Consider the following 22,094-nt stretch of genomic DNA (forward strand, 5'->3'; position numbering starts at 1 on the left):
GAAGAGACAATGCTGGCGTTGATCACCCTGGCTCACCAAACCTGTTATCCCAATCCCATCGCCTTTCGGGCCGGGGAGCGGGTGCGCACCGGCCACGAGGACGACGAGTTTCCAGGCTGGGTGCGCACCTTTACCGCAGATGGCAACGAGGGGTGGGCGCCCCTGTCGCTGCTGACCCCGACCGGCGCGGGGGAGGCGCTGGCGCGCCAGGACTATACCGCCCGGGAGCTGGACGTGGCGGTGGGGGAGCGGGTGAGGGTGGAGCGGGAACTGGCAGGCTGGCTCTGGGTTCACAACGAAACGGGGGGCTCAGGCTGGATACCGGCAAGCTGCATCGCCTCGCCCTCATAAGGTGGGGTCTGCTCAGGATATGGCTCGAGCCGAGAGAGGGGGGGAGAAACCCGGCCACCGGGAGGGGCGCGGCGGCCGGGTGAATTGTAAAGAGTAGGGTGACGAAAAGCGGGATCAGCCTAGTCTAATCAACTCGATGGGGGCGTAACGCTCCTGGCTGTTTGTCAGCAGCACGCACTTCTCGTGCTCCGCCTCATAGGGGGTCAGGTTGTCGGTGTGCGCCTCCTTCAGGGTGTCGACCGCGCCAGTGGCGGCAATCATCACCCGTTGGCCCAGGGTCAGCACATTGCGGTTTCTGTCGTAGATCTTCATGGCATTCTCCTTGTGGGATGGGCGCCCCGGCCCGTGCCGGGGCAACGGGCCCCAGACTACGCCCCTCGAAAAACGGGATGCCTGTCACAGATCAAAAAAAGGGGAAAGAGGGACTCGAAGCGGCGCTGGCGCGCTGGCAAGGGGGTCGCCGAGGTCGCCACTGCCTGTCGCAGGACGGGGAGGGCGCCCCCGCTTTTCATCCCCCCGGGCTCGAACTGCAAGGGGGATGCGCTATAGTGGAGCCGCTCGTTTTACTGCCTTCAACCAACCGAGAGTGCATTATGAATCGTGAAATTGCCGCCCAGTTCATCAAGATGCTGACCAACCTGGACCAGTGCCTGGCCAAGGCCGAGGCCCACGCCGAGGCGAAGAAATTCAATGTGGAGAACTTCTTCAATGAGCGACTCATCGTCGACATGCTGCCGCTGAGCAAGCAGGTGCTGATCTGCTGCGACAGCGCCCGCGCCCTGGTGGCCACCGCCAGCCTGAGCGAGCCGCCGGTACTGGGGGATGATCCCAAGACCATGGCGGATCTGCGCGCCCACGTGGCCAAGACCCTCGCCTATCTGCAGAGCAAGCTGGACGCCGACTTCAGCCAGTATGCGAGCGGCCACTACTACCCCTACTGGGCCGGTGGCAAGGGGATGGACGGCCACAGCTGCGTGCACGAGTACGGCATCCCGAACTTCTACTTCCACCTGACCATGACCTATGCCCTGCTGCGCCAGGCCGGGGTGGATCTGGGCAAGCGGGATTATCTGGGCGGCCTGAACCTGCAATAAGGACCCATCCCATCAGGCTAGTTAACTCGCCATGTTGAACCCAGGCTGTGCTCGACATCCTCAGGTACTCCAGTACGCTCCGGTTTCTGCGCGCTGGCTGTGTCCAGACTGCCTTCGACAATGACGCCTATCGGGATAGGTGGTAAGCCGCTGCCCTGCCGGAATAAAGAGAGCCTGCCATCCGGCAGGCTCTCTGCTTTTTGGGGCTCCCGCATCCCCGGGATGGCGCCGGCTTATTCGCTCGGGAACTCCGGCTCCACCAGGGCGGCGAGTTGGGTCAGGGACTCCTGCCAGCCGAGGTAGCACATCTCGACCGGGATGGCCGCCGGGATCCCTGCCTGTTCGATGGCGAGATCGGTGCCGCACAGCACCTGGGTGAGGGTGATGGTGACCTGCATCTCCCCGGGCAGATTGGGGTCGTCGAAGCGGTCTGTGTAGCGGATGCGCTTGCCCGGCTCCAGCTCGAGATACTCGCCGCCGAAGGCATGGCTGTGGCCGGTGGCGAAATTCGAGAACGCCATGCGAAAGCTGCCGCCGACGCTGGCCTCCAGCTGCGCCACCTTGCAGGTGAAGCCATGGGGCGGCAGCCACTTGGCCAGGGCGTCCGCCTCGATAAAGGCTCTGTATACCCGCATCGGCGGGGCCTTGAGTACGCGGTGCAGTGTCACGGTTCCAGTGGTCATGAGGGATACCTCCTCGGTGGGTCCGCAGCAAGAATAGTCGCCCACGGCGATGTTGGCCGCTGGCCGGGTGCTGGGCCGAGTGAGCGAGGATGCCTGGCCCCGTCGCTCTCCCGCGTCGTACTTCTTCGCTAACACAGTGATTTTTCAGCGGATTGGCGAGGAGTTGATCAAGATAGAGGTTATTGCCGCCGTTCGCTCATATAATCGCCGCCATGCAAGCGACTCGGAAGGATTCGATGACAAAGCTGATGGTGGCCCTGCTGGGGTTGTTTTACGGCTGCCTGGTGTGGGCCAACCCCGTTCCCTTCGTGGCCAGTCCGTCACCGGTGCAGGGGAAGATGGAGCCGCTGCTCTCCTGGTTCACCGGCGAGTTCTCCAGCCAGGAGCAGGCCGGTTACGACCCGCGTTTCACCAGCGCCGAGCTGCGACTGGTGGAGATCTGGCCCGGAGAAGGCCCCTTTCGCTGGGTCTATGCCGAGCAGTTCCTGACCGAGCGGGCGGTGCGCCCGTTCCGTCAGCGCATCTACCGTTTCTCCCCGTTGCCCGATGGCCGCATCTTGATGGCCGAGCTGACCATGCCGAGGGCCACGGATTTCGCCGGCGCCTGGCGTCAGCCCGAGCTGCTCGACTCCCTCACCCCGCAACAACTCTCCCTGCGCCAGGGCTGCGAGATCTGGCTGACCCGCCAGGCCAGCGGAGAGTACGCGGGCCACAGCAAGGTCGGCAGCTGCGCCACCGACTTTGGCGGCGCCACTACCCTGGTGCAGTACCTCTGGATAGGCCCCAACAGCGTCAGGCTGCTGGACAGGGCCTATGACAACGGCGCCCGCCAGCGCTGGGGCAGCCCGGGGGAGGGGTATCTCTACCTGCGCAAGGTGAAGCAACGGGGGGAGTGACCCTGGCGGCGCCGCATCACGTTGGCATCTCCCGCTGCTGGCGGTGCTCGCTGAGGTCGCCGCTTCGCAGCCGCTCGTCCGCCCAGCCCCGTTTATGTCGCGAGCCCGGGCCAGTGCGCCTGAAGGTCGATGAGGATGGAGAGGCTGACCGCCCCGAGCAGCAGCCCTGTGACCAGGTTCAGGGGCCGTTGCACCCGGCCGATCAGCCGCTGGGCCCGGGCGGTGGAGAGGCTCCAGGCCAGCAGCCCGAACCAGGCCAGGGAGAGCAGGAAGAGCTCCAGGATCAGCAGGCCCCGGGTCAGGCCATCCACCTGGGGTGTCACCATGGCCGCCAGCAATCCCATGAAGAACAGCAGCGCCTTGGGGTTGAGCAGGTTGGTGGCGATCCCGGCTCTCAGCCCCCGATTCCAGCCCTGCAACTCCCCGCCAGCCCGCAGTGCCTGGGTGGCGGCGCTGCGGCGCGCCGCCTTGATGGCCCCCCAACCGAGCCAGCCCAGATAGAGGGCACCCACCACCTTTACCGCCAGGAACAGCCAGGGCTGGCTCGCGATCAGCAGGTTGATGCCGGTGAGGCTGAGGGTGGCGTGCAGCAGGATGGCGATGGCGATGCCAAGCGCGGCCCCGAGCGCCGTGGGCCTGTGCAGGCTGGTGCGCAGGATCAGCGCAAAATCCGGGCCCGGGCTCGCCAGGGCGATCAGGTGGATGAGACCTATGGTCAGAAACAGGCTGGTGAACATGACATACCTCGCTACAAAGATGAGGCAGCAGCATGGGGGATGGAGGCAGGGGCTGGCTTGTAAAAGATTGCAGCGGGATCGGTCAGCCGGGGAGCATCTGCTGACGGTAGCCCGCCGGGGTCAGTCCGAAGGCCTGGCGGAAGCCGTGGTGGAAGTGGCTCTGATCGAAGAAACCGACCGCCAGCGCCACCTCGCTCACCGGCAGGCCGCGGGCGAGCAGGTGCTTGCCGCGCTCGAGACGCAGCCGCTTGAGCCAGGCGTAGGGGGTCATGCCGGTCTTTTTCTTGAACTGGCGCAGGAAGGCGAAGCGATCCAGCCCGAACAGGGCGGCCAGATCCTCCAGGCTGTGGTGCCCGTCCAGCTGGCCCAGCAGGTAGTCGCGCAGGAATCTTAGCTGGGGATCCGCCAGGGCATGGCGCTCCGGTGCCAGGTGCAGCAGCTCGCCGAGCAGGGCCAGGAGCTGGCTTTCCGCCAGCAGGGCGTCGGGCTCGGGCTGATCCAGATACATGTGCAGCCTTGCGAAGCCCTGATAGAGGTCGGGGCGGCTCTGCAGCCCCTTGTCGAAGAAGGGGTCGGGCTTGTCTGGCAGCCAGCGGGCCAGCTGCTCGGGGGCGATGGCGAACACCCGCACCTCGTACCCTTCCGGCAGCAGGCTGAGGCCGTCGTGCATCTCGTCCGGGTTGACGGTGGAGAGCTGGCCGCGCACCAGGTTGTGGCTGCTGCCCTTGTGGATGAACTTCTGGCCGCCCTGCTGCACCAGACCAATGTGGTAGTCCAGGTGCACGTGGCGGCCATAGCTGAACTCCCTGTGATGGGAGTGGGAGAGTTCAACCCCCGGCAGCAGCCGGGATTGCCAGTAGTGGATGCGGGATTGGGGGGCGTTCATGCCCTATTGATAACCCGAAAGCCGCCCCTTGGCTTGTAGATTATTGCGCCGGCGTCTCAGCCAGCCTCCTGGCGCCGCTTGCCGCTGCGTAACCCGTCCAGGCTGAACAGCACCAGGGCGCTCCAGATACAGCCGAAGGTGATCATCTTGTCCAGCGCCAGCGCCTCCCCATAGAGGGTGACCGCCAGGATGAACATCAGGCTGGGGCCTATGTACTGGAAGAAGCCCAGGGTGGAGAGCTTGAGCCGGGTGGCGGCGGCGGTGAAGCAGAGCAGGGGTGCCGTGGTCACGACCCCGGCAGCGATCAGCAGCAGGTTCAGGTGCCAGTCGTTTTGCGTGAGGTGGCTGGTGGGGCTGTCGGCGAATCCCCACAGATAGAGGGCGGCCGGCGGCAGCATGATCATGGTCTCGATCAGCAGGCCGGTGAGGGCATCCAGGGCCAGCTTCTTGCGGATCAGGCCATAGATGGCGAAGCTCGAGGCCAGCACCAGGGCTATCCAGGGCAGGGAGCCGAAGGCGATGAGCTGGACGGCAACCCCTATCACCGCCAGTCCCACCGCCCACCACTGCAGGCGGCGCAGCTTCTCGCTCAGAAACACCATGCCGAGCAGCACGTTGAACAGCGGGTTGATGTAGTAGCCGAGGCTGGCATCCAGCATGTGACCGTTGTTGATGGCCCAGATAAACAGCAGCCAGTTGCCACCGACGGTGACCGAGGTGAAGGCCAGGGTGAGCAGCACTTTTGGCTGGCGCAACACCGCCTGCACCTTGTGCCACTGGCGGCCGATCAGGGTCAGCACCATCAGCAGGGCGCAGGACCAGATCATGCGGTGGGTCAGGATCTCGGCGGCCGGGACGGCGGAAATGGTCTTGAAGTAGATGGGCGCCAGGCCCCAAAGGGTATAGGCGCACAGGGCATAGATGATGCCCTGGCGCTGGATCTGTTGCTGCATGCGTGAATGTTGCCTTATGGCTTGTTGTGGGTGTTGGAGATCATGGGGTAATGAGTGTAACGAGTACCGTAGCGGGAACAAAGAACCATGTTTTGATGTGAATTATTTTGCTCAAAATTTACTGAAGGATCTATTTTTGAGTAATATAATTCTCAAAATATGAAGGACGTCATAATTTTGAGCAAAATAACTCACATGGTGAGGTGTGATGGAACTGACTATCCAGATTTATGGTGAAAAGGGGTGGTGTGATGCAGCCCGTTTGCGGCTGAATGAGGGAGGGAAGCGCTCGGCCCGGCTCGCCTATGAGTTTGATTATGCCCTTGAACATCTGCATCAAACACAGGGATGGCACGCCTGTGCCTTGAGGTACCCCATTGAGCTGATGATCCCTCATGATGGTGGCTGGTTTCGTTTTCTCGATGACATTATGCCAGCGGGCAGTGCGCGCCGTTACTGGGTCAGGCAGCTCGACATCGGACATTTGGGTGAAGAGGGACAAGACCGTACCCTTCTGGCTCTCGGTACTATTGCTCCGATCGGAAACTTGCGCATCAAGGAGGCTGTAGAGAGAGTCGCGACTCAGATACCCGAGCAGAGCCGGGTCACACAACTGCGCTTCCCTGTGGCGATGGTATTGGAACGTGATACCGACTTTCTGGAATATGCCCAGCAGATGGGGGCCGCCAGCGGTGGTGCGACCGGGGCCGGTGGAGAGGCCCCCAAGCTGTTGTTGCGGCAAAATCGCAATCAGGAGGTGTGGATAGACACTTTTCAGGATGACCCCTACTGCCTGGATGAGTTCTATCTGGTCAAGTTCCCGCGTAACAATCGCAGCGCCATTGACCAGGATATCCTCAGAGCTGAGTATCACTATTATCAAGAACTTAATGCCTTGGGGATCGATACGATACCGATTCATGGCATGCGTCTTGACGAAGGGAGCAAATACCCTTCGTTGTGGCTTCCCCGCTTTGATGTAGCGGTGCAGGAGCAAAAATTGGTTCGCTTCGGAGTGGAATCTGTCTATAGCGTGATGGGCGCAGCCCCAGGCTCGGACCTTAACCATCTGGATATTCTCGATACCTTGCTGCCCATGCTGGAGGGGGAGGCCCGACAGCGTAACACTCGTTTCAACAGCGCTGCATTTGTGATCGAGTGGGTCAGACGCGACTTGCTCAACGTGGTCTTTGGAAATTCGGACAACCATGGCCGCAATACGGCATTGCTCAAGAGCGACGAGGGGATCTGGCTCGCGCCAGTCTACGACTTTGCCCCCATGAAAGCCGATCCAGAGGGGATCCGTCGCACGACACAGTGGGGGTTGGGGCTCGAAGAGGGAGGGCAGTTTGATTGGGTGGCCATTGCGCAACGCCTGTCACACAGGGTTGAGCCTGACATCTTGTTGGCATCGTTGACCGAGCTGGCACTAAGGCTCAAGGGGTTACCGGAACGCTTGGCTCGACGTGGAGTGCCCGTTTCCATCCTGAATATGCCGACATTCAATTTCAATACGCTCGATGAAAGACTGACGGTCTGGATTGAGCAGTGGGGGGCATGAGGATGAAGAAACTATCTATAGAGGAGCGTGAGGAGCTGCTGCGTGAACTGTTGGTCAAGTTGCATCGTGGCGTCATCCACGAAGGCGACCTGCTACGCAAGTTGCGCAAAGAGATGCTAGGGATGGATCAGGAGGGCTATGCCAGTCTAATTGGTATCAGTCGACGCACCTTGTCAGCAATCGAACGCAATACTGCCACTCCTTCAATGAAGACGGTCGATCAGGTATTCCGGCCATTTGGATTGAAGATGAGGCTGACACCATTGAACTTGGGTTTGCAAAAACAGATTGCCGAACAACTGGTTGATGATGAGTAGGAATGATCAACGTCCACGGCGGATCTTCTCTACATCCATGAGCAGCCACAGCATGAGCGCGATGGCGGAGATCCAGGGACCCCAGGTCACATAGGCCTCACCCTGGCCCAGCATGAAGAAAAGCAGCGGCAGACCCACTACCAGAAACAGTACACTTCCCAGAAAAAACAGCATTTTTATCTTTATATTTAAGGGCTTGTCTATTTGATGATTATATCGATTGAGGCCGTTGAGGAAAGGGTAAAAATGAAAAAGGGGGATTTCTCCCCCTTTGTTGTCTGATCTCGTCATATTCGACGCTAATCGAGCTGGATCCAGGTGCTTTTCAGCTCGGTGTACTTCTCCAGGGCGTGCAGTGACTTGTCGCGGCCGTTGCCGGACTGCTTGAAGCCGCCGAACGGCATCGTCATGTCGCCCCCATCCCAGTTGTTGACGAAGACGGTGCCGGCGCGCAGGGCGCGGGAGCCCTTGACCGCCTTGTTGAGATCCGCCGTCCAGATCGCCGCCGCCAGACCGTAGTCGGTGTCGTTGCCAAGGGCGATGGCTTCTTCGAGGGTGTCGAAGCCGGTCACCGCCAGCACAGGGCCGAAGATCTCCTCGCGGAAGATGCGCATCTTTGGGGTCACGTCGTCAAAGATGGTGGGCTCGATATAGAAGCCGCCGCTCTCGGCATGAGTGCGCTTGCCCCCCAGCAGCAGCCTGGCGCCCTCCTGCTGGCCGATGGCGATGTAGTTCAGCACCTGCTCCATCTGGATGCCGTCCACCATGGCGCCGATGCGGGTGGCGGGATCCAGCGGGTTGGCGGCGATCCACTCGCGGGCATGGGCCAGCAGGCGCTCCATGAACTGTGGCTTGATGCTGTTCTGCACCAGCAGGCGGGAGGCGGCGGTGCACACCTCGCCCTGGTTGTAGAAGATGGCGCCCACGGCGCTCCTGGCGGCGGCGTCCAGATCCGGTGCATCCGCCAGCACTATGTTGGGGCTCTTGCCGCCACACTCCATAAAGGCGCGTTTCAGATTGGACTTGCCGGAGCACTGCACCAGATGCTTGCCGATCTTGGTGGAGCCGGTGAAGGTGATGCAGTCCACGTCCATGTGCATGGCCAGCGCCTCGCCCACTGTGTGGCCAAAGCCCGGCAGCACGTTGAAGACGCCGTCCGGGATGCCCGCCTCTTTCGCAAGGCCGGCGATGCGCAGGGCGGTGAGAGGGGATTTTTCGGACGGCTTGAGGATGACGGAGTTGCCGGTGGCCAGCGCCGGGCCCAGCTTCCAGCAGGCCATCACCAGGGGGAAGTTCCAGGGGACGATGGCGGCCACCACCCCGAGCGCCTCCCGGGTCACCAGGGCCAGGGCGGACTCTTCCACCGGGGCGACCTGATCGTAGATCTTGTCGATGGCCTCGGCGTTCCAGGCGATGCAGTTGGCGGCGGCGGGGGCGTCATAGCCCATGGCATCGCCGATAGGCTTGCCCATGTCCAGGGACTCCAGCAGGGCCAGCTCCACCTGGTTGAGGCGCATCAGTTCGGCGAAGCGCTGCATGACGAGCTTGCGCTGTTTCGGGGAGAGCCCGCTCCAGCGCTTGTCATCGAAGGCGGCGCGGGCGGCCTGCACCGCCAGCTCGGCGTCGGCAGCGTCGCAGGAGGCCACCTTGGTCAGCAACTGGCCGTTGGCCGGGTTGATGCAATCGAAGGTGGCGCCGTTGACGGCATCCCGGTAGCTGCCGTCGATAAAGGCTTGCGAGGGCAGGGTCAGATGGGCGGCCTTGTGTTGCCACTGGGCCAGGGTCAGGTCACTCATGTTCACTCCTTGAACCGGCAAAAAACGTCTTCGCGTATCAATATGCTAAACATCCTGCCGCTTGTAAATCCATCTTGTAACAATTCATTAAACACTTGCCGCTCGGTGCCTGAGGAAAGCCCCCGATCTGCGGCGGACCTCATCCAGGCAGCAGGGCCGTTTCGTGGAGGGGCGAGCGGCCCTGGCCACCCATGGGGATCAGAAGCTGGCCGGGGTGTTGGCCGAGATCAGCATGCACTCCTGCTCCCCCACATTGCGGAAGCGGTGCGGGGTGCGGCTGTCGAAGTAGTAGCCATCCCCGGGGGCCAGCAGGTGTACCTGCTCGCCGACGGTGACCTCCACCTGTCCCCTGATGACGATGCCGCACTCTTCCCCCTCGTGACTCAGCATGTCGTCGCCGGTGTCGGCCCCCGGGGGCAGTACCTCCTGCATCATGCCGATGGCGCGGTTGGCCCGGCTGTGGCCCACCAGTCGATAGCTGATGGGGTGGGTGCCGAGATCCGGCATGTCGTCCGCGCGGAAGATCACCTCGGAATCCATCTCCGTCTCATCGGTGAAGAAGCTGGCCAGCGACATGGGGATGCCTTCCAGCACCTTGCGCAGCGACGCGACCGAGGGGCTCACCTGATTTTTCTCGATCTGGGAGATAAAACCGTTGGTCACACCGGAGCGCTTGGCCAGCTCGCGCTGGGAGAGGGCCGCCTTGGTGCGAACCGCCTTGAGGCGGTGACCGATATCCATCGATAGACACTCCTTGACTGTTTACTATTATTAAAATTGTGTTAAATATCTTATACCACCCCTGGGGGGTGACACCAAGCAGGGCGATGAAAGGCCCTTTTTTATGGATTCAGGTGTTTAATTTAATAGGCATCAGCCAAGTGTTACTAAACGCCTTAAGGATGAGGTGACCATGAAACCGATTAGCGACATCAATACCCCTTCCGACATGTCCGCCTTCTGGATGCCCTTCACCGCCAACCAGCAGTTCAAGGCGGCGCCGCGCATCCTGAAGTCGGCAGAGGGGATGTATTATCACTCAGAGGATGGCCGCAAGATACTGGATGGCACCGCCGGGCTCTGGTGTTGCAACGCGGGCCATGGTCGGCGCGAGATTGCCGAGGCGGTCTCCCAGCAGATCTCCCACCTCGATTTTGCCCCCACGTTCCAGATGGGCCACCCTCTGCCGTTCGAGCTGGCCAACCGGCTGGTGGAGATAGCCCCCAAGGGCTTCGGCCACGTCTTCTATACCAACTCCGGTTCGGAATCCGTCGACACTGCGCTCAAGATAGCGCTGGCCTGGCAGCGGGCCCGCGGCCAGGGCACCCGCACCCGACTCATTGGCCGTGAGCGCGGCTACCACGGGGTCGGCTTCGGCGGCATCTCGGTGGGGGGCATTCCCGGCAACCGCAAGTGGTTCGGCTCCCTGCTTGGGGGGGTGGATCACCTGCCCCACACCCTCAACATTGGGAAAAATGCCTTCACCAGGGGTTTGCCGGAGGAAGATCTCACTCTGGCCGACGAGCTGGAGAAGATCGTCTTCCTCCATGATGCCAGCAACATAGCGGCCGTCATCGTCGAGCCCATCGCCGGCAGCACCGGCGTCATCATGCCCCCCAAGGGCTACCTCAAGCGGCTGAGGGAGATCTGCACCAAACACGGCATCCTGCTGATCTTCGACGAGGTGATCACCGGCTTCGGTCGCCTGGGCTCCCCCTTTGCCGCCCAGGAGTTCGACGTCATCCCCGACCTTATCACCTGCGCCAAGGGGCTCACCAACGGCGCCATCCCCATGGGGGCGGTGCTGGTCCAGAACCACATCTATGACGACATGATGGCCGCCGGCAAGGGCGCCATCGAGCTGTTCCACGGCTACACCTACTCGGGCCACCCTGTGGCCGCCGCTGCGGGTCTGGCGACCCTCGAGATCTACCGCAGCGAGAACCTGCTCCATCGCGCCGCCGATCTGGCGGGCTACTGGGAGGAGGCGGCCCATTCGTTGAAGGGCTGCAAGCATGTGAAGGATGTGCGCAACTACGGCCTGGTGGCGGGCATAGAGCTGGAATCCATGCCGGATGCGCCGGGCAAGCGGGCCTACGAGGTGTTCGTGCGCTGTTTCGAGAAGGGGGCGCTGATCCGGGTGACCGGCGACATCATAGCCCTGTCGCCACCCCTCATCATCGAGCGCAGCGAGATCGATGACCTCTTCACTCTGCTGCAGGACGTGTTGCAGAGCCAGGAATAACGTTTCACCCGATTGCATGGCGCCCGCCGGGCGCCCTCTTCCTGTGCCTGATGCCCACGGCCGCGCGCAGGGATGACGCGAATGACCCATCACGGAGGATTTATGAGTTACAGGATCGACAACTTCATCGACGGCGAAACCACAGAGAGTCGCAGCGAGCGTTTCGGCGCCATCTTCGATCCGGCCACCGGCCAGCAGCAGGGCACTGTGGCCCTCTCCACCGCCGCCGAGTGCCTCGATGCCATCGCCAGCGCCGAGCGCGCCTTCGCCGACTGGTCCCAGACCCCGCCGCTGGTGCGGGCGCGGGTGATGTTCCGCTTCAAGGAGCTGATGGAGCAGCACAGGGACGAGCTGGCCCGCCTCATCAGTCGCGAGCACGGCAAGGTGTTCTCCGACGCCCAGGGGGAGCTGACCCGGGGGCTGGAGGTGGTGGAGTTTGCCTGCGGCATTCCCCATCTGCTCAAGGGGGAGCACTCCCTCAACGTGGGCCGCGGGGTGGACAGTCACTCCATGATGCAGCCGGTGGGGGTCTGCGCCGGCATCACGCCGTTCAACTTCCCGGCCATGGTGCCGCTCTGGATGTTCCCGGTGGCGCTGGCCTGTGGCAACAGCTTCATCCTCAAGCCGTCCGAGAAGGATCCCTCGCTGGCCCTGCGCATGGCCGAGCTGCTCAAGCAGGCGGGTCTGCCGGACGGGGTGCTGAACGTGGTCAACGGCGACAAGGAGGTGGTGGACGTGCTGCTGAGCGATCCGCGGGTACAGGCGGTCTCCTTCGTCGGCTCCACCCCCATCGCCCAGTACATCTATGCCACCGCCTCGGCCCACGGCAAGCGGGTGCAGGCCCTGGGCGGCGCCAAGAACCACATGCTGGTGATGCCGGATGCGGATCTCGATCAAGCGGTCTCCGCCCTGATGGGGGCGGCCTACGGCGCGGCCGGTGAGCGCTGCATGGCGATCTCGGTGGCCCTGGTGGTCGGCGATGCCACCGCCGATGCCCTGGTCGCGAAACTCTCGCCCCTGGTGGCGGCGCTGAGGGTCGGACCCGGCCTCGGCCAGAGCCCGGAGAACGAGATGGGCCCCCTCATCAGTCGCGAGCACCTGGCCAAGGTGCGCGGCTACGTGGATCAGGGGGTGACAGAGGGGGCCGAACTGGTGGTCGATGGTCGCGGTGTCAGCCACGGTGAGGGTTACTTTATCGGCGGCAGCCTGTTCGACCGGGTCGGCCCCGAGATGCGCATCTACCGGGAGGAGATCTTCGGCCCCGTGCTCGCCATAGTGCGGGCGCCGGACTACGAGACGGCCCTGCGCCTCATCAACGAACACGAGTACGGCAACGGCACCGCCATCTTTACCTGCGACGGGGATACCGCAAGGGACTTCACCACGAGGGTTCAGGTCGGTATGGTAGGGGTGAACGTACCCATCCCTGTGCCCATGGCGTTTCACAGCTTCGGTGGCTGGAAGCGATCCATCTTCGGGCCGCTCAACATGCACGGGCCGGACGGGGTGCGCTTCTATACCCGGATGAAGACGGTGACTGCGCGCTGGCCCCAGAGCCTGCGGGCCGGCGCCGAGTTCTCCATGCCGACCATGAAATGATCAACATGCAGCAGCTAGCCCTGGCATGGCCCGGCGGAAGGAGTCCGCCGGCGTGTCCCGCTATCCCTGTGAAGGAGTGACAGATGCGACTGGGAATTCTCGATTGTGACCGGCTGGACCCCGACTTGGTTGGGAGTTTCGGCCCCGTTTACTCCGAGATGTTTATCAAGGGATTCCGGGCGCTGGCCCCGGCGTTGGAATACAGGGTCTGGTCGGCGCTCGACGGCGAGCTGCCGAGCGACTTGAACGAGTGCGATGCCTGGCTCATCACAGGCTCGCGCCACGATGCCTACAGCGACATCCCCTGGATCCTGGCGCTGCGCGACTGGATCCGGCGGGCCCACGATGCCAACGTCAAGCTGGCCGGCATCTGCTTTGGTCATCAGGTGATCGCCCAGGCGCTGGGGGGAGAGGTGGTGAAGTCCACCAAGGGCTGGGGGCTGGGGGTCTCGGTTCACCCCATGCAGGAGGCGAAACCCTGGATGCAGCCGGGGCTCGAGACCATACGGATCCTGGCCAGTCACCAGGATCAGGTGGAGCAGCTGCCACCGGGGGCGACCCTGCTGGCGGGCAACGACTTCTGCCCGAACTTCATGTTCCTGCAGGGGGATCACATAGTCGCCATCCAGGGTCATCCGGAGTTTTCGGTGGAGTACAACCGGGCACTGATCGAACGGCGGCGGGATCGGTTGCCCGACGAACACTACCAGAGCAGCCTCTCCTCCCTGGAGGGAGAAGTGGACTCGGCCACCATGATGCAGTGGCTGCTGCAGTTCCTCGGCATGCTGCCGGTCGGGCCTGCCGTGCGCTGAGCGTCCGTTTGTCATATCCACCCTGCAGATGCTAGATTTTGTAGCAAAATGAAGGATCAAGCGGTGATATGCCGAGCTCGGATGGTACACTGGCCGCCATTTGTGGCGGCCTTGTCCATCTGACGACAGCCGCGCCAGCCTGTGAGGGTGCAACCTTGAAACTACAGCAGTTGAAGTATCTGATCGCGGTGCGGGACCACAATCTCAACGTCTCCGTCGCTTCCGATGCGCTCTATACCAGCCAGCCTGGGGTGAGCAAGCAGATCGGCTTGCTGGAGAGCGAGCTGGGGGTGCGCATCTTCGAGCGTCGCGGCAAGCACCTGCACAGGATCACCCCTGTGGGGGAGGAGATCATCAAGTGCGCCGAGGCCATGCTCAACATAGAGAGCAAGATCAAGGCCATCTCCCGGGAGTACCTGGACCCGACGGTGGGCACCCTCAACATCCACACCACCCACACCATAGCCCGCTACCTGCTGCCGAAAAGCGTCACCTATTTCACCAAGAAGTACCCCAAGATCTCGTTCCACCTGCACCCCGTGATGTCGGCTACCAAGGAGCAGATCAGCAAGGGTTACTCGGATTTTTCCATCGTGGCCCACGAGATAGGCTTCGACAAGGAGCTGATCGCGCTGCCCGCCTATCTCTGGACCCTGTCGCTGGTGGTGCCCCAGGATCACCCCCTGGCCAAGGTGAAGAAACCGACCCTGGAGCAGCTCTGCCAGTACCCCATCCTCAGCTACGAGAGTGGCGCCACCGGGCGTCAGGTGCAGGACAGGGTGTTCCAGGCGGCCGGCCTCAGCCCCAACTACTACATGACGGTGATGGATGCGGGGGTCATCAAGCGCTACGTGGAGCTGGGCTTTGGTATCGGCATCATCTCGTCGCTGGTGGCCAACGACACCGATGCCCCCGGCCTGGTGGCCATCAATCTGGAGCACCTGTTCGAGCCCTGCCCGGCCCAGCTCTGCTTCAGCAAGAGCATCCTCTTGCAGAACTACATGTATGACTTCATCAGCTCCTTCTCCCCCCATCTCACCAAGGAGATGATCCAGAACGTGATGCAGCAGCCGACCCAGGCGCGCATCGACGAACTGCTGGTCGGGGTGGAGCTGCCCGTCTACTGAGTCGTCTTCCGTGACAGATCCGGTGCCGCTGGGTGCCGGATCCTGCCCGCCCTGCCGAGGTCCCCATGTCCCGCATCCTGCTGCTTGCCAATCTCAACTGTGATCATGTGCTCTCCCTCGCCGAACCCCTGGTGGCGGGGGCGCGCCTGCAATACGTGGATCAGGGGCGCAGGCTCGGCGGCGGCGCCGCCAACACCGGCATAGGGCTGGTGTGGGCGGGGCACGAGGTCATCATCGCCTCCCGCATCGGGCTGGACGAGACCGGCGACTGGCTGCTGGAGCAGGCGGCGGGCCATGGGCTGGACTGCTCCCACGTGGAGCGCTTCGGCGGCGAGACGGGGGAGCTGCTGGTGCTGGTGGACTCCACCGGGGAGCGCACCATTCTGAGGCGGCCACGTCGTCCGGATCTGCCCGGTGACCTGCCGCTGGAGGGGGTGGACTGCCTCTATGTGAACTACCCCGGCACCGCCATCATCGGCTACATGTGCCAGATGCTGGGCAAGAGTTTCGTGGTGGCCCAGTATCCCAAGGGCGGGCAGGCTCGCCGCCCCTGCCACGTGCTGGTGGCCTCCCGCGCCGATCTAACCGAGGTGGGCGACCCCTGGCAGCATGCCCGCCAACTCGCAGGAGATCAGCTCGAATGGCTGGTGCTGACCGAGGGCAAGGCGGGGGCCGTGGCCATCCACGGCGAGGAGCAGGTACGGGTGGCGGCGCGGCCTGTGTCCGTGGTCGACACCACGGGGGCGGGGGATGCCTTCGCCGGCGGCCTTATCCACGGTCTTGCCCGCGGCATGGCGATGAGGGATGCCCTGCAGTGTGCGGTGGACTGGGGCGCCTTCGCGGTCGCCTCCGAGAGCTCCATCCCCTCCCAGGCCCTGAAAACCTGGCTGAAGCATCCCCACTGACAGCCGCGAACCGGCCCGTTCGCCGGCCCGCTCGCCGGCCTGAGGCCCCGTACCTGGCGATGGAATTTAGCCGCCGGAAATGGCCAAAACCCCGCCCCGAGCCGGCAAGTTTGCGATCAATCAAAGAAAGTGTCGATTTATGTACATCTTCGTCGACACCCGCCAGAGCTGCTCTTAACCTTGTCACTCCACGACCCGGCTGAAGACGCGACACCTGTGCGGGCGCACGTGCAGTCTCACCTCTCTGGCCACTGGCTGTCGTCCTGATTTCTGGCTTGTAGTAAGAGGCAAGTGCGACCATGCAACTCACACGATTTACCGACTATGCCCTGCGTACCCTGACCTTTCTGGCCATCCAGCCCGGTGATCGCCTGTCGACCATCACGGAAGTGGCCGACACCTTCGCCATCTCCCGCAACCACGTGGTCAAGATAGTGCATCAGCTCGGCATCAAGGGGTACATCGAAACGGTACGTGGTAAGCATGGCGGCATCCGTCTCGGCCGCTCCGCCGTCTCCATCAACCTGCGCGACGTGGTGATGGACATGGAGCACGTGCTCTGCCCGGTGGACTGCAAGCGCGAGAACTGCCGCCTCTCCGGCGGCTGCCGCATCCAGGGCATCTTGCGCCGCGCCATGAACGCCTTCCTCGAGGTGCTGGGGGAATACACGCTGGCGGATGCGGTGCGGGATCCGACCCGGCTGTGCCATCTGCTGGGGATAGAGCAGGACAATATCCTGACCATGGCCTGAGGGTCATGACAGTGAAAGGGCCCCGAGGGCCCTTTTTGCTGTCTGGCATGCATGCTGGGGACGGATCTGGGGGCGTCGGAATGCCGGAGCCGTCAGAGCTGGGGGATCAGGGTGATGGCGCCGTGCAGGCAGGCGAGGCCGCAGGCACCGCAACCGTCGCAGGCCGCCATGTTGACGCTCACCCCCTCGCTGCTGGCCTTGATCGCCTGCTGGGGGCAGGCATCCTCGCACAGCAGGCAGTAGAAGCCCTGACGGGCCTGACAGCTCGCCTCTATCCTGACCCGGGTCTGTACCTGACGGCCGAGCCTCAGATCCAGCGCCCCGGTGGGACAGGCTCTGGCGCAGCTGCCACAGTAACTGCACTGGCCGCAGGCGAGATCCAGCACTGGGGTGCCGGCGATGGGGGTGCCGACATATTCGGGCTGGTCGGCGGGTTTGAGCAGACCATTGGGGCAGGCCTTGAAGCAGTCGCCGCAGCGGCGGCACAGGGCGAGGAATTGCGACTCTTCGATGGCCCAGGGCGGGCGCGCCTCGTGGCAAACCATGTCCGGTTTGCGGGTGCCCCCCAGTGCGTGCGTCAGCCAGCGACAGAAAAAATGAGTCATGCCCACCCCTATACCTATTAGGGGTTAATTTTATCCAGTTTTCCGCCGGCAAGCCAGAGAATAGCGCCGGCCAGGATCGCAAGCCGGGTTGCCCTTGTGTAAGCTAGGCGGGTCTTTTTGCGGGATCTGATGAACTCATGTGGTTATTTCTGTGGCGTGCTTCTCTGCTGTATATCTTCCCCCTGCTGATGTGGGCCTACTGCCACATCAAGGAGATCGAGTTCACCGAGCTCGACACCGGGGTCAACAGTCACAAGTGGGTGGTGCTGGCCGCCTACCTCATCTATGTCCTCTTCTGGTTGCTGCTCAACCGTTACCTCGAACTCTTCCTGCGCCAGCGGAGCCGCCGATGACAGGGTTGTCTGCACGAGTTGATCTCCAGCGCTTCCTGCGTCGGCGGAGTCGGCGATGATCCCGATGACGACCTGGCTGCCTGCCTTGCTGGCCGGTCTGCTCGCCCTGCTCCTCGGCTGGCTGGCGGGGCGTTGCACGGCCCGTGAGGAGACACTGCTCATTGAGGAGCGCCATCAGGCGCTGCAGGACAGATTCGACGAGCTGCAGGACGAGAAAATGCTGGGCCAGCAGAAGCTGGAGCAGCAGCAGGCCCTGTTGCTCAAGCTCACCGCCCGCCTCAAGGATGCCGAAGCCACCCTGCGCAGCGAGCGCATCGCCAGCGCCGAGAAGCTGCAGCTGCAACAGCAGGCGGAGGCTCGCCTCAGCCAGCAGTTCGAGAACCTCGCCAACCGTATCTTCGAGCAAAACTCAGGTAACTTCCGCGAATTGAACCAGAACAGCCTGGATCTGCTGCTGACACCCCTGAAGGAACAGCTCGAGGGCTTTCGTCGCCAGGTGGGGGAGACCCACGCCCAGGAGACGGCCCAGCGCCACAGCCTCAAATTCGAGCTGGAGCGCCTCGCCGAGCTCAATGCCCGCATGACCGAAGAGGCCGCGGCCCTGACCCGGGCCCTCAAGGGGGACAGCAAGCAGCAGGGCAACTGGGGGGAGGTGGTGCTGGCGCGGATCCTCTCCGAGTGCGGCCTGCGGGAGGGCCACGAGTACCACACCCAGGTCAATATCGAGGTGGACAAGGGCAAGCGCTATCAGCCCGACGTCATCGTCCACCTGCCCCAGGACAAGGACATCATCATAGACGCCAAGGTGTCGCTGACCGCCTACGAGCGCTGGTACAACGCGGGGGACGAGCTGGAGAGGGCGGTGGCGCTCAAGGAGCACGTCGCCTCGGTGCGCAACCACATCCGCGAGCTGGGCCGCAAGGATTACCAGCAGCTGCCCGGGGTGCGCACCCTGGATTATGTGCTGATGTTCGTGGCGGTGGAGCCTGCCTTCCTCACCGCCCTGGAGGCCGACCCCTCCCTGGTGCGTTACGGGCTGGATCACAACATTCTGCTGGTGAGCCCCACCAACCTGATGGTGGCGCTGCGCACCATAGAGAACCTGTGGCGCTACGAGCGGCAGAACCAGAACTCGCGCCAGATAGCGGAGCGGGCCGGTCGCCTCTACGAGAAGCTGCGGCTGTTCGTGGAGGAGATGCAGCAGATGGGGGGCAGCCTGCACAAGGCGCAGGAGAGCTACGACAAGGCGATGGGGCGACTGGTCAACGGCCGTGGCAACCTGATCGCCCAGGCCGAGCGGTTTCGCGAGCTGGGGGTCGAGGTCACCAAGCCCCTGCCGGAGCCCCTGGTCAACCGCGCGCTGGAGCGGGAAGACTCCGCCGACTGACGCAACGGCGACGGACGAACTCAGATAAAAAGGGCAGCCCGCGGGCTGCCCTTTTTGTCATGGTGATCCGCCACGCCAGCCTCATTGCCGCCAGAACGAGGGGAAGCAGATCACCGCCACCGTCAGGATCTCGAGCCGCCCCAGCAGCATGCCGAACGACAGTATCCACTTGGCCGAGTCCGGCAGGCTGGCGAAGTTGGTGCTGGGCCCGATGACGGGGCCCATGCCCGGGCCCACGTTGGCCACCGCGGTGATGGAGCCCGAGATGGCTGTCAGGGGATCCAGGCCGATGGCGGCGAGCAGGGCGGCGATCAGCAGTATGACGGCGAAGTAGACCAGCACGAAGGAGATCAGGGAGCGGATGATGGCGTCGTTCACCGGGCGGCCGTTGTACTTCTGGGGGAAGACGCCGGAGGGGTGCATCAGCTGGCGCATCTGCTTCTTGAACAGGGCGAAGGCCACCTGCACCCGGAAGATCTTGAGGCCGCCCGAGGTGGAGCCGGAGCAGGCGCCGAGCGCCAGCAGGATCATGAAGATGATGCTGGTGAGCGGGCCCCAGGTACCGAAGTCGCCGAGGCCATAGCCTGTGGTGGTAACCACCGAGACAATATTGAAACTGCTGATGCGCAGGGCATCCATAAAGCCGTAGATGTCCCTGAACCACAGATAGAAGGTGACGATGAGGGTCACCCAGACCACCAGCCAGAAGAAGCCCTGTACCTGGGCATCCTTGAGCAGGCTGTTGTCACGGCGGGAGAGGGCCTGCACATAGAGCAGGAAGGGCAGGCCGCCGAGGAACATGAAGAGGGTGCCGATCCAGTGCGCCTCGTTGGAGAAGTGGGACATGGATTGGTCCGAAGTGGAGTAGCCCCCGGTGCTGAGGGTCGTCATGGCGTGGTTGACCGCCTCGAACAGCGTCATGCCGCTCACCCAGTAGGCGAGGAAGCAGAGCATGGAGAGCACCAGATAGACCACCACTATGTTGTTGGCCACCGTCTTGGCGCGGGGCGCGCTCTTGTCCGACCAATCCGAGCTCTCGGTCTGGAACAGCTTCATGCCGCCGACGTTGAGGTAGGGCAGCACGGCCACCGCCATCACGATGAAGCCCACGCCCCCGAGCCACTGCAGGATGGAGCGCCACAGCAAGATGCTGTGGGCCATGCCGTCGAGCCCCGACAGCACTGTGGATCCCGTGGTGGTGACCCCTGACATTGTCTCGAAGTAGGCGTCGGCAAAGCCGATATGGGTGATAAAGACGAAGGGCAGGGCGCCGAAGATGCAGGCCACCACCCAGACCGAGGTTGTGAGCAGGAACATCTCCCTTACCCCGAGGTGAAACTCGGCCTTGCGCCCGTAGTGCAGGCAGAGCAGGGCGGCACCGTGGGTGATGAGCACGGACTTGAGAAACTCGACGAAACCCTCGGAGCCGGTGAGCAGCGCCAGCAGGGTGGGCAGCCACATGAAGAGGGCCAGTTTGGAGAGCACCAGCCCGAGGGTGAAGACGATGGGACGCAGCTTGATCATGCAAGATAACCTGGTCGTTGATTGAAAAAAGACCCGGACCTTCCCTCTGGGAAGTGTCCGGGTCTGAATGTCGCAGCCTGTTGCATGGGGTGCTTACAGGAAGAAAGGGCTGGGCTGGAACAGGCGTTCCACTTCCGGGATGTACTTCTTGTCCACCAGGAACATCACCACATGGTCATCCTGCTGGATCTGGGTGCGATCGTGGGCGATCAGCACCTCATCCCCCCGGACCACGGCGCCGATCGTGGTGCCCGGCGGCAGCTTGAGCTCGCCCACCGTCTTGCCCACCACCTTGGAGGTGTTCTCGTCACCGTGGGCGATGGCCTCGATGGCTTCGGCGGCGCCGCGGCGCAGGCTGTAGACGTTGGCGATGTCGGCACGGCGCACATGGGTCAGCAGGGCCGAGATGGTGGCCTGCTGGGGCGAGATGGCGATGTCGATGGAGCCGCCTTGCACCAGATCCACATAGGCCCCGCGCTGGATCAGCACCATTGTCTTCTTGGCACCCATCTTCTTGGCGAGCAGGGCCGACATGATGTTGGCCTCGTCCTCGTTGGTCACCGCGATGAAGACGTCGATCTGATCGATGTGCTCCTCCGCCAGCAGCTCCTGATCCGCCGCGTCGCCGCAGAAGACTATGGTGTGTTCCAGGTTCTCCGAGAGCTGCTCCGCCCGCTTCTGGTTGCGCTCGATCAGCTTCACGCTGTAGCGCTTCTCCAGCTGGCGGGCGAGACCGGCACCTATGTTGCCGCCCCCGACTATCATGATGCGGCGATAGGGACTCTCCAGGCGTTGCAGCTCCGACATCACGGCCCGGATGTGGCCGGCGGCGGCGACGAAGAACACCTCGTCATCCGCCTCTATGATGGTGGTGCCTTGCGGGCGGATGGAGCGACCCTGGCGGAAGATGGCGGCTACCCGGGTCTCGATGTTCGGCATGTGATCCCGCAGGGTGGAGAGGGCATTGCCCACCAGGGGGCCGCCGTAGTAAGCCTTGACCGCCACCAGGCCCACCTTGCCACCTGCAAAATCAACCACCTGCAGTGCACCCGGATACTCGATGAGACGACGCACATAGTCGGTCACCAGCTGTTCGGGGGCGATCAGGTGATCCACAGGCACGGATTCCGGCAGGAACAGGCGATCCCGCTCCACCAGATAGGCGGGGGAGCGGATCCGCGCCACCTTGTTCGGGGTGTTGAACAGGGAGTAGGCCACCTGACAGGCGATCATGTTGGTCTCGTCACTGTTGGTGACCGCGACCAGCATGTCCGCATCCTGGGCTCCCGCCTCCCGCAGCACCCTGGGGTGGGCGCCGTGGCCGTTCACCACCCGCAGGTCGAACTTGTCCTGCAGCTCCCGCAGGCGGTCGCTGTCGGTGTCGACTATGGTGATGTCGTTGTTCTCGCCGGCGAGGTTTTCCGCCAGGGTGCCACCCACCTGACCCGCACCCAGAATGATGATTTTCATATGGACATCTTACTCAAGATTGTTGCTTCGAAACGAGGCAA

The 22,094-nt window shown here is 63.0% G+C and carries 24 protein-coding genes; 13 read left to right on the plus strand and 11 right to left on the minus strand.

Annotation, left to right across the window (positions count from 1 at the left end; all coding sequences use genetic code 11):
• Positions 1 to 9 precede the first annotated feature (9 nt).
• Positions 10 to 351: an SH3 domain-containing protein gene (locus HB860_RS19565; protein WP_139437592.1), complete on the plus strand. Its 342-nt coding sequence runs from the start codon at positions 10 to 12 to the stop codon at positions 349 to 351.
• Between the two features lie 114 nt (positions 352 to 465).
• Here HB860_RS19565 and ydfZ read toward each other — a convergent pair whose 3' ends face one another.
• Entirely contained in the window at positions 466 to 663 is a 198-nt protein-coding gene (ydfZ, locus tag HB860_RS19570) for a putative selenium delivery protein YdfZ (RefSeq protein ID WP_010672483.1), read from the minus strand.
• 281 nt (positions 664 to 944) lie between these two features.
• On the opposite strand from ydfZ, the gene HB860_RS19575 reads away from it, so the two are divergent.
• Positions 945 to 1,445, plus strand: coding sequence for a DUF1993 domain-containing protein (locus tag HB860_RS19575; protein WP_202047919.1), 501 nt, complete (start codon positions 945 to 947; stop codon positions 1,443 to 1,445).
• A 233-nt stretch (positions 1,446 to 1,678) separates the two neighbouring features.
• On the opposite strand, the gene HB860_RS19580 is transcribed toward HB860_RS19575, so the two are convergent.
• Complete coding sequence (locus HB860_RS19580; RefSeq protein WP_247627685.1) at positions 1,679 to 2,128, minus strand: SRPBCC family protein; 450 nt, start codon at positions 2,126 to 2,128, stop codon at positions 1,679 to 1,681.
• Positions 2,129 to 2,364: 236 nt separating this feature from the next.
• Here HB860_RS19580 and HB860_RS19585 point away from each other — a divergent pair, with 236 nt between their 5' ends.
• Entirely contained in the window at positions 2,365 to 3,024 is a 660-nt protein-coding gene (locus HB860_RS19585) for a chromophore lyase CpcT/CpeT (RefSeq protein ID WP_193558742.1), read from the plus strand.
• A 92-nt stretch (positions 3,025 to 3,116) separates the two neighbouring features.
• On the opposite strand, the gene HB860_RS19590 is transcribed toward HB860_RS19585, so the two are convergent.
• From HB860_RS19590 to rarD, 3 genes are all read right to left on the minus strand, one after another.
• Complete coding sequence (locus tag HB860_RS19590) at positions 3,117 to 3,761, minus strand: LysE family translocator (RefSeq protein ID WP_247627686.1); 645 nt, start codon at positions 3,759 to 3,761, stop codon at positions 3,117 to 3,119.
• Positions 3,762 to 3,843: 82 nt separating this feature from the next.
• A complete protein-coding gene (locus HB860_RS19595; protein ID WP_247627687.1) occupies positions 3,844 to 4,647 on the minus strand; it encodes an AraC family transcriptional regulator in 804 nt (267 codons plus the stop codon).
• A gap of 56 nt (positions 4,648 to 4,703) precedes the next feature.
• On the minus strand, positions 4,704 to 5,600 hold the full coding sequence (gene rarD / locus HB860_RS19600) for an EamA family transporter RarD (RefSeq protein ID WP_247627688.1): 897 nt from the start codon (positions 5,598 to 5,600) through the stop codon (positions 4,704 to 4,706).
• Between the two features lie 208 nt (positions 5,601 to 5,808).
• On the opposite strand from rarD, the gene HB860_RS19605 reads away from it, so the two are divergent.
• Positions 5,809 to 7,161: a type II toxin-antitoxin system HipA family toxin gene (locus HB860_RS19605; protein ID WP_247627689.1), complete on the plus strand. Its 1,353-nt coding sequence runs from the start codon at positions 5,809 to 5,811 to the stop codon at positions 7,159 to 7,161.
• A gap of 2 nt (positions 7,162 to 7,163) precedes the next feature.
• Positions 7,164 to 7,478 (plus strand): helix-turn-helix transcriptional regulator, encoded by a 315-nt coding sequence (locus HB860_RS19610; protein ID WP_236661792.1) that lies wholly within the window; start codon positions 7,164 to 7,166, stop codon positions 7,476 to 7,478.
• Positions 7,479 to 7,484: 6 nt separating this feature from the next.
• On the opposite strand, the gene HB860_RS19615 is transcribed toward HB860_RS19610, so the two are convergent.
• The 3 genes from HB860_RS19615 to HB860_RS19625 form a co-directional block, all read right to left on the minus strand.
• Positions 7,485 to 7,652, minus strand: coding sequence for a hypothetical protein (locus tag HB860_RS19615; RefSeq protein WP_162852236.1), 168 nt, complete (start codon positions 7,650 to 7,652; stop codon positions 7,485 to 7,487).
• 125 nt (positions 7,653 to 7,777) lie between these two features.
• Entirely contained in the window at positions 7,778 to 9,274 is a 1,497-nt protein-coding gene (locus tag HB860_RS19620; RefSeq protein ID WP_247627690.1) for an aldehyde dehydrogenase, read from the minus strand.
• 198 nt (positions 9,275 to 9,472) lie between these two features.
• Positions 9,473 to 10,015, minus strand: a complete 543-nt coding sequence (locus tag HB860_RS19625; protein ID WP_139437613.1) for a cupin domain-containing protein — start codon at positions 10,013 to 10,015, stop codon at positions 9,473 to 9,475.
• Positions 10,016 to 10,187: 172 nt separating this feature from the next.
• On the opposite strand from HB860_RS19625, the gene HB860_RS19630 reads away from it, so the two are divergent.
• The 6 genes from HB860_RS19630 (at position 10,188) to HB860_RS19655 (ending at position 16,714) form a co-directional block, all read left to right on the plus strand.
• Positions 10,188 to 11,519, plus strand: a complete 1,332-nt coding sequence (locus HB860_RS19630; RefSeq protein WP_139437615.1) for an aspartate aminotransferase family protein — start codon at positions 10,188 to 10,190, stop codon at positions 11,517 to 11,519.
• Positions 11,520 to 11,621: 102 nt separating this feature from the next.
• Positions 11,622 to 13,118 (plus strand): CoA-acylating methylmalonate-semialdehyde dehydrogenase, encoded by a 1,497-nt coding sequence (locus HB860_RS19635; protein ID WP_247627691.1) that lies wholly within the window; start codon positions 11,622 to 11,624, stop codon positions 13,116 to 13,118.
• Positions 13,119 to 13,201: 83 nt separating this feature from the next.
• Entirely contained in the window at positions 13,202 to 13,930 is a 729-nt protein-coding gene (locus HB860_RS19640) for a glutamine amidotransferase-related protein (RefSeq protein WP_042650122.1), read from the plus strand.
• Between the two features lie 155 nt (positions 13,931 to 14,085).
• Positions 14,086 to 15,057, plus strand: coding sequence for a LysR substrate-binding domain-containing protein (locus tag HB860_RS19645; RefSeq protein WP_005326177.1), 972 nt, complete (start codon positions 14,086 to 14,088; stop codon positions 15,055 to 15,057).
• A 65-nt stretch (positions 15,058 to 15,122) separates the two neighbouring features.
• Positions 15,123 to 15,962, plus strand: coding sequence for a PfkB family carbohydrate kinase (locus tag HB860_RS19650; RefSeq protein ID WP_247627692.1), 840 nt, complete (start codon positions 15,123 to 15,125; stop codon positions 15,960 to 15,962).
• A gap of 299 nt (positions 15,963 to 16,261) precedes the next feature.
• Positions 16,262 to 16,714: an Rrf2 family transcriptional regulator gene (locus HB860_RS19655; RefSeq protein WP_005326180.1), complete on the plus strand. Its 453-nt coding sequence runs from the start codon at positions 16,262 to 16,264 to the stop codon at positions 16,712 to 16,714.
• Positions 16,715 to 16,806: 92 nt separating this feature from the next.
• Here the strand turns inward: HB860_RS19655 and HB860_RS19660 are convergent, their stop codons facing one another.
• Positions 16,807 to 17,319: a ferredoxin-type protein NapF gene (locus tag HB860_RS19660; RefSeq protein WP_247627693.1), complete on the minus strand. Its 513-nt coding sequence runs from the start codon at positions 17,317 to 17,319 to the stop codon at positions 16,807 to 16,809.
• A gap of 137 nt (positions 17,320 to 17,456) precedes the next feature.
• On the opposite strand from HB860_RS19660, the gene HB860_RS19665 reads away from it, so the two are divergent.
• A complete protein-coding gene (locus HB860_RS19665) occupies positions 17,457 to 17,672 on the plus strand; it encodes a hypothetical protein (protein WP_139437624.1) in 216 nt (71 codons plus the stop codon).
• A 55-nt stretch (positions 17,673 to 17,727) separates the two neighbouring features.
• Entirely contained in the window at positions 17,728 to 19,059 is a 1,332-nt protein-coding gene (gene rmuC, locus HB860_RS19670) for a DNA recombination protein RmuC (RefSeq protein ID WP_247627694.1), read from the plus strand.
• 81 nt (positions 19,060 to 19,140) lie between these two features.
• Here rmuC and HB860_RS19675 read toward each other — a convergent pair whose 3' ends face one another.
• Together HB860_RS19675 and trkA are read right to left on the minus strand one after the other, a co-directional pair.
• A complete protein-coding gene (locus HB860_RS19675) occupies positions 19,141 to 20,583 on the minus strand; it encodes a TrkH family potassium uptake protein (RefSeq protein ID WP_139437627.1) in 1,443 nt (480 codons plus the stop codon).
• Between the two features lie 93 nt (positions 20,584 to 20,676).
• Complete coding sequence (trkA, locus tag HB860_RS19680; protein WP_139437629.1) at positions 20,677 to 22,053, minus strand: Trk system potassium transporter TrkA; 1,377 nt, start codon at positions 22,051 to 22,053, stop codon at positions 20,677 to 20,679.
• Positions 22,054 to 22,094: the final 41 nt, after the last annotated feature.

Source organism: Aeromonas genomosp. paramedia, from assembly GCF_023093515.1.
Lineage (GTDB): Bacteria > Pseudomonadota > Gammaproteobacteria > Enterobacterales > Aeromonadaceae > Aeromonas.

Coding starts and splice junctions, on each gene's coding strand:
- HB860_RS19590 (WP_247627686.1), bottom strand. CDS start 3,761: ATGTTCACCAGCCTGTTTCTGACCATAGGTCTCATCCACCTGATCGCC.
- HB860_RS19575 (WP_202047919.1), top strand. CDS start 945: ATGAATCGTGAAATTGCCGCCCAGTTCATCAAGATGCTGACCAACCTG.
- HB860_RS19650 (WP_247627692.1), top strand. CDS start 15,123: ATGTCCCGCATCCTGCTGCTTGCCAATCTCAACTGTGATCATGTGCTC.
- HB860_RS19630 (WP_139437615.1), top strand. CDS start 10,188: ATGAAACCGATTAGCGACATCAATACCCCTTCCGACATGTCCGCCTTC.
- ydfZ (WP_010672483.1), bottom strand. CDS start 663: ATGAAGATCTACGACAGAAACCGCAATGTGCTGACCCTGGGCCAACGG.
- rarD (WP_247627688.1), bottom strand. CDS start 5,600: ATGCAGCAACAGATCCAGCGCCAGGGCATCATCTATGCCCTGTGCGCC.
- HB860_RS19625 (WP_139437613.1), bottom strand. CDS start 10,015: ATGGATATCGGTCACCGCCTCAAGGCGGTTCGCACCAAGGCGGCCCTC.
- HB860_RS19620 (WP_247627690.1), bottom strand. CDS start 9,274: ATGAGTGACCTGACCCTGGCCCAGTGGCAACACAAGGCCGCCCATCTG.
- HB860_RS19605 (WP_247627689.1), top strand. CDS start 5,809: ATGGAACTGACTATCCAGATTTATGGTGAAAAGGGGTGGTGTGATGCA.
- HB860_RS19615 (WP_162852236.1), bottom strand. CDS start 7,652: ATGCTGTTTTTTCTGGGAAGTGTACTGTTTCTGGTAGTGGGTCTGCCG.
- HB860_RS19660 (WP_247627693.1), bottom strand. CDS start 17,319: ATGACTCATTTTTTCTGTCGCTGGCTGACGCACGCACTGGGGGGCACC.
- HB860_RS19585 (WP_193558742.1), top strand. CDS start 2,365: ATGACAAAGCTGATGGTGGCCCTGCTGGGGTTGTTTTACGGCTGCCTG.
- HB860_RS19655 (WP_005326180.1), top strand. CDS start 16,262: ATGCAACTCACACGATTTACCGACTATGCCCTGCGTACCCTGACCTTT.
- HB860_RS19635 (WP_247627691.1), top strand. CDS start 11,622: ATGAGTTACAGGATCGACAACTTCATCGACGGCGAAACCACAGAGAGT.
- HB860_RS19595 (WP_247627687.1), bottom strand. CDS start 4,647: ATGAACGCCCCCCAATCCCGCATCCACTACTGGCAATCCCGGCTGCTG.
- HB860_RS19565 (WP_139437592.1), top strand. CDS start 10: ATGCTGGCGTTGATCACCCTGGCTCACCAAACCTGTTATCCCAATCCC.
- trkA (WP_139437629.1), bottom strand. CDS start 22,053: ATGAAAATCATCATTCTGGGTGCGGGTCAGGTGGGTGGCACCCTGGCG.
- HB860_RS19665 (WP_139437624.1), top strand. CDS start 17,457: ATGTGGTTATTTCTGTGGCGTGCTTCTCTGCTGTATATCTTCCCCCTG.
- HB860_RS19580 (WP_247627685.1), bottom strand. CDS start 2,128: ATGACCACTGGAACCGTGACACTGCACCGCGTACTCAAGGCCCCGCCG.
- HB860_RS19675 (WP_139437627.1), bottom strand. CDS start 20,583: ATGATCAAGCTGCGTCCCATCGTCTTCACCCTCGGGCTGGTGCTCTCC.
- rmuC (WP_247627694.1), top strand. CDS start 17,728: ATGATCCCGATGACGACCTGGCTGCCTGCCTTGCTGGCCGGTCTGCTC.
- HB860_RS19610 (WP_236661792.1), top strand. CDS start 7,164: ATGAAGAAACTATCTATAGAGGAGCGTGAGGAGCTGCTGCGTGAACTG.
- HB860_RS19640 (WP_042650122.1), top strand. CDS start 13,202: ATGCGACTGGGAATTCTCGATTGTGACCGGCTGGACCCCGACTTGGTT.